Consider the following 9,018-nt stretch of genomic DNA (forward strand, 5'->3'; position numbering starts at 1 on the left):
GGGCTACTATGGCGACTTCGGTTCGATGCAGGCACTCGCGAACACGTTGCGCCAGGGCTTCTTTCACGCCGGCACGTATTCGTCGTTCCGTGGCCGAACACACGGCAGGCCCGTCGACACCCGTCGCATGCCCGCAAGCTCGTTCGTCACGTACACCACGACGCACGATCAGGTGGGCAACCGCGCGATCGGCGACCGGCCAGGCTTCTACCTCTCCCCCGGCCAGCTCGCCGTCAAAGCCGCGCTGGTGCTTGCATCGCCCTACACCCCGATGCTCTTCATGGGCGAGGAGTGGGGCGCTTCGACTCCGTTCCAATTCTTCACCAGCCACCCCGAGCCGGAGCTCGGCAAGGCGACCGCCGACGGCAGGAAGGCCGAGTTCTCCCAGCACGGATGGGACAGCGAGGACATCCCCGACCCACAGGATCCTGATACGTTCCAGCGTTCCAAGCTGGACTGGTCCGAGGTCGACACCGGTGAGCATGCGCGGCTGAAGCAGATCTACCGCGGCTTGCTCGAGCTGCGCAGACAGTACACCGAACTCACCGATCCGTGGCTCGAGAATCTCACCGTCGACTACGACGAGGACGAGCGGTGGATCGTCCTTCACCGTGGCTCGATCCGAGTCGTCTGCAACCTGTCCGAGCGCGAGGTCACCGTCCCGGTCGGCGGCACCTCACTGTTGGCCTGGGAGCCGCCGACGTCCGACGAGACCGGTTCGGCAACCAAGATTCCCGGACATTCGTTCGCGATTCTGCGCTCTTGAGCCCGCCGTGCCCTCCACCTTCTACTCTGCGGCGGGGCGAAGCTTGACGAGGACGCCGATTGCGGTCGCTGCCAGCACCAGAGCGGTCGCGATCGACGCCACGTGCATACCGTCGACGAACGCGACGTGCGCCGAGTCGGTCAACACCGCGGCGACGTTCGCCGGCAGATCACGGCCCAACGCGATTGCCCCACCCAGCGTCTCCTGGGCCGCCGACGCCTGTGCGTCGTCGAGGCCTGTGACGTCGAGGCCGCGCCGGAAGAACGACATGACGACGGTGCCGAGTATCGCGACGCCCAGTGCGATGCCGAGTTCGTATGCCGTTTCGGACACCGCGGATGCGGCACCCGCGCGTTCGGGTTCGACTGCGCTGACCACCAGATCGGACGTCAACGTCAGGGCAATGCCGGCTCCGGCACCGACGAGGACGAAACCGAGAACGAACAGCGTCGGCCCGCTGGATGCGCCCAACCCGCGCAGTGCGACGGCGCCCAGCGCTGCAGCCAGCAGCCCGCCACCGAGCACGGTACCGACGCGAAGGTAGCGAACGGCGTATGCGGCCGTCAGCGACGCCACGATGCTCGCGGCCGTGCCGGGGAGCAGCAGCAGACCCGCTTCGAGCGGACTGTTGCCGAGCACGAGCTGTAGGTATTGAGCTCCGAAGAACAGCACTCCGGCAAGCGCGAACACCGACAGGAAATTGGTGAACACCGCCGTCGAGAACGCGGGATTGCCGAACAACCGGAGATCGATCATGGGATCGGCGAGCTTGTTCTGCCGACGCACGAACACCACCCCTGCACCGACTCCGATTGCTGCTGCGACGATGTTGGCGGTGCTGACGCCGTGTGCGGCGGTCTCTTTCACTGCGTAGACGACCGGCACCAGGGCCAGCATGGATAGCGCTGAGCTGACGAGATCGAACTTGCCCGGCGTCGGGTCCTTCGACTCGGGGATGACGAGCGGGCCGAGTGCGAGCAGCGCGAGCATCACCGGAACGTTGACGAGGAACACCGATCCCCACCAGAAGTGTTCGAGCAACCACCCGCCGACGAGTGGTCCGACGGCAGCGCCGCCGCCCGCCATTGCGCCCCACAATCCGATGGCCATGACTCGTTGGCGTGGGTCGGTGAAGATCGTGCGGATGAGCCCAAGGGTCGCGGGCATCAGCGTCGCGCCCGCAATGCCCTGAAGTACCCGCGCCGCGATGAGCATCTCCGGGTTCGTGGCAAATGCGGCGAGCACGGATGCGACACCGAACCCTGCGGCGCCGATCAACAGCAGTTTGCGTCGACCGACGCGATCGCCGAGTGTGCCCATGGTGATGAGCAGACCGGCGAGAACGAACGAGTAGACGTCGATGATCCACAGGAGTTGGTTGCTGCTGGGGGCGAGATCCGCACTGATGAACGGTAGGGCAAGGTCGAGTACGGTGCCGTCGACCGCGATCAGCAGCACGGCTAATGCCAACACCACGAGGCCTGCCCAGTCCTTGGGGCCGGCCTGTGTTTCGCCGCGTGTGTCCGACGCGTGCAACTCACTCACTGCTGTCTCCTTGTTCGAAGTCTGCGCTGAACCGTCCAGCCGGTACAGCACCCCAGGTTAGCAGTGAACCGTCCAGCCGGTACAGTGACTCCTATGTCCTCCGACACACGTAACCGGATCCTCGACGCCCTCGAGGACATGCTCTTGGATCAGGGTCCGACTAAGGTGACCCTCGAGAATGTCGCGGCCAAGGCCGCGGTGTCCAAGGGCGGCCTGCTCTACCACTTCAAGACCAAGGAAGCGATGATCGCCGCCATGGTCCGTCGACTCGGCGATCGCTCGGACGAACAACGCGCCCGGGCCGCAGAGGGCGGTACGACCGTCGCGCAGTGGTACCTGCAGCCACCCTCGACGATCTCCGACAAGGAGACCGCGCTCTATCGCTCCACGCTGGCCGTGCTGCGCAGCGTGGACGGCAATTCCGACGAAATCCAGAACGCCGTCACCGAGGTGATGCGGCTATGGGACGAAGGTCTGCGCGCCGAGATACCTGACCCCGTGAGCGCCGAGATCGTCCGCCTCGTGGGCGACGGCATCTACCTCGGTGCGCTGCTCGACCTACCACCTGTCGACCCCGACCTGCATCGACAGGTCGTCGCGCGCCTGCTGGGCAGTGCACACACGAAGTAGCGGCCAGATGAAGTAGCGGTCAGGTGAGATAGCGGTAGGCGGGCGAACCCGGTTCCAGCTGCTCCACCCGAAGATGCGAGGTTCTCATGCGTTCGAGCAGAGCACTGAGCCCCGATGCGACACCCAGTTCGATACCGACGAGGGCAGCGCCCGTCTCACGGTTGTTGCGCTTGACGTATTCGAAGAGGGTGACGTCGTCCTCGGGTCCGAGAACCTCGTCGAGGAATTTGCGCAAAGCGCCGGGCTCCTGTGGAAAGTCGACCAAAAAGTAGTGCTTGAGTCCGAGGTGGACGAGCGACCGTTCGAGGATCTCGCCGTATCGGGACACGTCGTTGTTGCCGCCGGAGACGAGGCAGACCACGGTACTGCCCGGAGCAACCGAAACGGAGTGCAGCGCGGCAACGCTCAACGCACCGGCAGGCTCCGCGATGACGCCCTCGTTCTGATACAGCTCGAGCATTGCCGTGCAGATCGCGCCCTCGTCGATCTGCGTCATGAGAAATGGCCCGGACTCCGTGTCGGGGAAGGTCGGGACCGCCACCAGAGGCAGCGACGCATGCGACACCACTTCCGCTCCGAGGGCCCGCATCGCCTCGTACGGAACATCGCCGATACGGCGAACAGCTGCGCCGTCGACGAAGGGGTCTATCTCCGCCAGGGTCACCGGGCCACCGGCTACCAGCGCTGCCGTCATCGATGCCGCGCCGGACGGTTCGACCCCGACGAGCGCGGTCGACGGTGAACGCTCACGCAGGTATGTCGAGATGCCGGCGATGCAGCCGCCGCCTCCGACCGGCATGACCACCGTGTCCGGCGCCACCCCGAGTTGCTGGACGATCTCTGCCGCGATGGTGCCCTGCCCCGCGACGGTTCTCCGGTCGTCGAACGGAGGAACCATCGTTGCGCCCGTCCGAGCGACGTCGTCCTTCGCGGCCGCCGCTGCGGCATCGAACGTGTCTCCGGTGAGGATCAGTTCGACGAAGTCACCACCGTGCACCCGAATACGGTCGCGCTTCTGCTTGGGTGTCGTGACCGGTATGTAGATCCGTCCGCGCACCTGCATCACCCGGCACGCGTACGCAACGCCCTGAGCGTGATTGCCTGCGCTGGCCGTCACCACACCCACGGCCAACTCTTCCTGAGTGAGTTGCGCCATCAGGTTGTACGCCCCGCGAATCTTGTAGGAGCGGACGATCTGCAGGTCCTCACGCTTGAGATAGACGTGCGCACCGGTGGCAGCGGACAGGCGCTCGCAGTACTGAAGCGGAGTTGCCGCAACGACATCCGAAATTCGCCGAGCAGCCGCATCGATATCGTCTGCAGTCACGGCAAACGAACGGTTGCTTCTATCGACGACATCAGGCGAGTTGGACACGGCGTCCATGCTGCCACCAGCGCAGTCACCTTCGACAGTTGGGCCGTCCAATCGAAGAAGGTACCGCGACTACCCCCGTGGCTCGAATTGCGACACTGTTGCGTCTCTACACCTTCGTCAGGACGAACACGGGAATCTCTCGATCGGTCTTCTTCTGGTAGTCCGCGTAGTCGGGGTAGGCCGCCACGGACCGCTCCCACCAGAGCGCCTTCTCCTCGCCCGAGACCTCACGTGCTAGGTAGTCCGCCTTCTCGGTACCGTCCTGAAGTTCCACCAGCGGTTCGGCTTTCACGTTGAAGTACCACACGGGATGCTTGGGCGCTCCTCCCAACGACGCGACGACCGCGTATTCCCCGTCGTGTTCGACGCGCATCAGAGGCGTCTTCCGTAGCTTGCCGGACTTGTTGCCCTTGGTCGTCAGCAAGATGACTGGCATTCCGTTCAGTGACGTTCCCTGGGTTCCGCCGGAGCTCTCGAGGAGTTCGGCCTGTTCGCGGGCCCAGTCCATCGTGCTCGGTTCGTACTCTCCGCTGAGTGGCATGCCGTCCAGTCAACACCTGCCACGGCCGTCTCGCCACGCCGAACGCCGGGCGCCTGGAGATGCGGGGTAAATCCTGCAAGTTCGGTGGCCCGAAGTCCTAGACACGTATACCCTGAACATTGCTGGCAGCACCGCCGAACGGAGCACGCACATGACCTCTACGGTCCCGAGTACCCGAGCACCACGTCGCACACGCTTGGCCACGGTCGACATCGCAGGCACGGCCTGGCCCGTGTACAAGGTGGAGGCAATCGTTGTCGGGGTGCTCGTATTCCTCGGCGTACTCGCGTCGACCGCGTCGATACAGACAGCGGTTCTCGCGAGTGCCGCCGCTACCGTCGTCGCGTGGTGGTCTCTACTCCTGCACGAATACCGTTCGCAGTCCTGACGGTCCATCCCGGGAACGACCACTCGAGCCCGGGCACCCAAGCCCCACCGCCGGGTTCGGTCTCCGGGTCAGCCCGTCAAGCAGCCGGGCCCGAGCAGCGCCTTCAGATCCCCCATCAGCGCAGACGTAGGCGTGACCCGGAGACTGTCGTCGAGCTTCATTGCCGTCACCTTGTCGCCGCTGACCAGACGCAGATGCACGTCCGAGGTTCCGGGATGACTCATCAGCACCTTCTTGAGTGCACCGACCTTGTCTGCTGTGCACAGTCGCGTCGGCAAACTGACCGCCAGCGGCTTGGCGACACCGACGGCGGAGAGGTCGGGTACGGCGAGGTCGTTGGCGATGAGCGAGATGCGGTCGTCGCGCACCGAGACCCGCCCCTTGACCAGCACGACGGAATCCTCGGTGACGTCCGCGCCGAACACCGAGTACGACTGCGGGAAGAACAACACCTCGATACCGCCGACAAGGTCCTCGAGCTGCGCCGAAGCCCACGTCAGACCATTCTTGTTGATGCGACGGTTGACCGATGCGAGGATGCCGCCGATGGTGACCTGAGCCCCGTCTTTGACGTCGCCTTCGAGGATCGCAGGAATGTTGGTGTCCGATTGCGCGGCCAACATGTGCTCGACACCGAGCAGAGGGTGGCCCGAAACGTACAGTCCGAGCATCTCCCGTTCGAGAGCCAGACGATGCTTCGACTCCCATTCCTCTTCGGGTACCCGCACGTTGAACACCGACGAGATGGACTCGTCGGCATCCTCGCCCCCGAACAGGTCGAACTGGCCGATTGCTTCGGCCTTTTTCGTGCCCATGACCGAATCGATGGCATCGGCGTGGATGAGCATCAAGCCCTTACGAGGGTGACCCAGCGAGTCGAACGCACCGGACTTGATCAACGACTCGGTGACCTTCTTGCTGCAGGCCGTTGCGTCGATCTTGCCCAGATAATCCGAGAAGTCGGTGTACTTGCTCTTTTCCTCACGCGCTCTGATGATCGATGCCACGACGTTGGTCCCGACGTTACGCACCGCACCGAGGCCGAAACGGATGTCCTTACCGACGGAGGCGAAGTTGAGCTCGGATTCGTTGACGTCCGGCGGCAGCACCGTGATTCCGAGCTTCCGGCAGTCCGCCAGGTAGATGGCCGACTTGTCCTTGTCGTCGCTGACGCTCGTAAGTAGCCCGGCCATGTACTCGCCCGGGTAGTTCGCTTTGAGGTATGCGGTCCAGTACGACACCAGTCCGTAGCCGGCGGAGTGAGACTTGTTGAACGCGTAGCCGGCGAACGGAAGAACGGTGTCCCACAGCGCCTTGATGGCCGCCTCGGAAAATTCGTTGTCCAACATGCCCTGCCGGAATCCGGCGTACGCCTTCTCCAGCTCCGAGAGCTTCTTCTTACCCATCGCGCGACGTAGCAGGTCGGCCTGGCCCAGCGAGTACCCGGCGACCTTCTGCGCCAGCTGCATGATCTGCTCCTGATAGACCACCAGGCCGTACGTCTCACCCAGAATGACCTTCAGCGGTTCTTCCAGCTCCGCGTGAATGGGCTTGACCTCTTGTCGACCGTTCTTACGATCGGCGTAGTCGTTGTGCGAGTTCATGCCCATCGGGCCTGGGCGGTACAGCGCGAGAACGGCGACGATGTCCTCGAACCCCGTCGGCTGCATCCGCCGGAGCAGATCTCGCATCGCGCTTCCGTCGAGCTGGAACACTCCGAGAGTGTCTCCGCGAGAGAGCAATTCGAAGGTTGCCGGGTCGTCGAGAGGCAGGGAATCGAGATCGATCTCAATACCGCGGTTGGCTTTGATGTTGTCGATGGCGTCGCCGATGACGGTGAGGTTGCGCAGACCGAGGAAATCCATCTTGAGCAGGCCGATGGCCTCGCACGACGGATAGTCCCAGCCGGTGATGATCGCGCCGTCCTGCGCACGCTTCCACACCGGGATGGCGTCGGTGAGGGGCTCGGACGACATGATCACCGCGCAGGCGTGGACACCCGCGTTGCGGATGAGACCTTCCAAGCCCTTGGCCGTCTTGTAGATCGTCGCCACATCGGGATTGGAGTCGATGAGGGCGCGTACCTCGGTGGCTTCCTTGTACCGTTCATGGGCGGGATCGGTGATGCCTGCGACGGAAATGTCCTTCGCCATGATCGGCGGCGGAAGCGCCTTGGTGATCTGGTCCGCAATGTTGAATCCGGGCTGCCCGAACTGAACTCGCGCGGAGTCCTTGATCGCTGCCTTCGTCTTGATGGTTCCGAACGTGATGACCTGAGCGACGCGGTCGCTACCCCACTTTTCGGTGGCGTAGCGCACCATCTCGCCGCGACGACGGTCGTCGAAGTCGATATCGATATCGGGCATGGACACACGCTCGGGGTTGAGGAACCGCTCGAACAGCAGACCGTGCGGCAGCGGATCGATGTTGGTGATGCCCATGGCATACGCAACGAGCGATCCTGCTGCCGATCCACGGCCTGGACCCACCCGGATACCGACGGCCTTCGCGTGATTGATGAGGTCGCCGACCACCAGGAAGTAGGCGGGGAAGCCCATTTCGAGGATGATGCCGATCTCGTACTCCGCCCGGGCGAGGTACTCCTCGGTCGGGCCGTCGGGGAACCGACGATCGAGTCCGGTCATGACCTCGTGCCGCAGCCACGTGCCCTGGGTGTGTCCCTCCGGGACGGGGAAGATGGGCATCCGGTCTCGGTGTGCCCACACGTCGTCGTAAGGCTGCACCCGCTCGGCGATGAGCAGCGTGCTGTCACAGGCTCCGGGCACCTGGTCGTCCCAGAGCTCGCGCATCTCGGCGGCGGACTTGAGGTAGTAGCCGTCGCCATCGAATTTGAACCGCGTCGGATCACTGAGCGTCTTACCGGTCTGGATGCACAGCAGAGCCTCGTGGTTCTCCGCGGCGTCCTTGGTGACGTAATGGCAGTCGTTGGTGGCGAGCGGCGGAATGGACAGCTTCTTGCCGATGTCGAGCAGACCCTCGCGGACCCGGCGCTCGATGGACAGGCCGTGGTCCATCAGTTCGAGGAAGAAGTTCTCCGGTCCCCAGATCTCACGCCACTTCGCTGCGGCTTCGAGAGCTTCCCGTTCCTGTCCGAGCCGCAGGCGGGTCTGCACCTCCCCGGACGGGCACCCTGTGGTGGCGATGATGCCCTCTGCGTGCGAGGCGATGATCTCCTCGTCCATGCGCGCCCACTTGCCGAGCTGACCTTCGATCGACGCCAAAGAAGACAATTTGAAGAGGTTTCGGACGCCGGTCGCGTTCTCGGCGACCATCGTCATGTGCGTGTAGGCGCCGCTGCCCGACACATCGTCCGACTTCTGGCTGCGATCGCCCCACAGCACGCGCTTCTTGTTGAACCTGGACTCGGGCGCGATGTACGCCTCGATGCCGATGATCGGCTTGATGCCGGCCTTCTTGGCCTCGTTGTAGAACTCGCTCGCGCCGTACATGTTGCCGTGGTCGGTCATGCCGACGGCGGTCATCCCCAGGCGGCTCGCCTCTGCGAACATCGGCGCGATCTTGGCCGCTCCGTCGAGCATCGAGTACTCGGTGTGGTTGTGCAGATGAACGAACGAATCAGCCACGAACTTTTCTCTCCTGAGGGTCGTGCAGCGCGGGAGTGCACCCACTCTATTACTCGGGTATGACCTTGTTTGCCCGCCGTCGGTGTGTCCTGTTCGGCGTGTCTCGTGTCGTGAACGACACGTCTCATCGAGGGGGAATCGGACCGTCGTCGGGGAGCGACCCGACGA

Annotated in this window: 7 protein-coding genes; 3 read left to right on the forward strand and 4 right to left on the reverse strand. The window is 63.9% G+C overall.

The features are described from left to right. Positions 1-766: DUF3459 domain-containing protein (locus WBQ44_RS12035; protein ID WP_495566917.1), on the forward strand; the 766-nt coding region annotated here is incomplete at its 5' end. A gap of 21 nt (positions 767-787) precedes the next feature. On the opposite strand, the gene WBQ44_RS12040 is transcribed toward WBQ44_RS12035, so the two are convergent. Continuing rightward, positions 788-2,311: an MFS transporter gene (locus WBQ44_RS12040; protein ID WP_495566918.1), complete on the reverse strand. Its 1,524-nt coding sequence runs from the start codon at positions 2,309-2,311 to the stop codon at positions 788-790. 93 nt (positions 2,312-2,404) lie between these two features. Between WBQ44_RS12040 and WBQ44_RS12045 the strand changes: the two genes are divergently transcribed. After that, complete coding sequence (locus tag WBQ44_RS12045; RefSeq protein ID WP_495566919.1) at positions 2,405-2,941, forward strand: TetR/AcrR family transcriptional regulator; 537 nt, start codon at positions 2,405-2,407, stop codon at positions 2,939-2,941. A 19-nt stretch (positions 2,942-2,960) separates the two neighbouring features. On the opposite strand, the gene ilvA is transcribed toward WBQ44_RS12045, so the two are convergent. Next, positions 2,961-4,316, reverse strand: a complete 1,356-nt coding sequence (gene ilvA, locus WBQ44_RS12050; RefSeq protein WP_495566920.1) for a threonine ammonia-lyase IlvA — start codon at positions 4,314-4,316, stop codon at positions 2,961-2,963. Positions 4,317-4,422: 106 nt separating this feature from the next. Continuing rightward, positions 4,423-4,857 carry a nitroreductase family deazaflavin-dependent oxidoreductase gene (locus WBQ44_RS12055; protein ID WP_495566921.1) on the reverse strand — a complete coding sequence of 145 codons (435 nt, stop codon included), beginning with the start codon at positions 4,855-4,857 and terminating at the stop codon, positions 4,423-4,425. Positions 4,858-5,008: 151 nt separating this feature from the next. Here WBQ44_RS12055 and WBQ44_RS12060 point away from each other — a divergent pair, with 151 nt between their 5' ends. Continuing rightward, the gene (locus tag WBQ44_RS12060; protein WP_495566922.1) at positions 5,009-5,245 is read left to right on the forward strand and encodes a hypothetical protein; all 237 of its coding nucleotides are present in this window, start codon (positions 5,009-5,011) and stop codon (positions 5,243-5,245) included. A 68-nt stretch (positions 5,246-5,313) separates the two neighbouring features. Here WBQ44_RS12060 and dnaE read toward each other — a convergent pair whose 3' ends face one another. Then, the gene (gene dnaE / locus WBQ44_RS12065) at positions 5,314-8,850 is read right to left on the reverse strand and encodes a DNA polymerase III subunit alpha (protein ID WP_495566923.1); all 3,537 of its coding nucleotides are present in this window, start codon (positions 8,848-8,850) and stop codon (positions 5,314-5,316) included. Between the last annotated feature and the right edge of the window lie 168 nt (positions 8,851-9,018).

Source organism: Rhodococcus sp. (in: high G+C Gram-positive bacteria), from assembly GCF_049591685.1.
Taxonomy (GTDB): domain Bacteria; phylum Actinomycetota; class Actinomycetes; order Mycobacteriales; family Mycobacteriaceae; genus Rhodococcoides.

What these genes read in the sequence shown, in the direction of transcription:
- WBQ44_RS12045 (WP_495566919.1), top strand. Translation starts at nt 2,405, where the DNA reads ATGTCCTCCGACACACGTAACCGGATCCTCGACGCCCTCGAGGACATG.
- WBQ44_RS12055 (WP_495566921.1), bottom strand. Translation starts at nt 4,857, where the DNA reads ATGCCACTCAGCGGAGAGTACGAACCGAGCACGATGGACTGGGCCCGC.
- WBQ44_RS12060 (WP_495566922.1), top strand. Translation starts at nt 5,009, where the DNA reads ATGACCTCTACGGTCCCGAGTACCCGAGCACCACGTCGCACACGCTTG.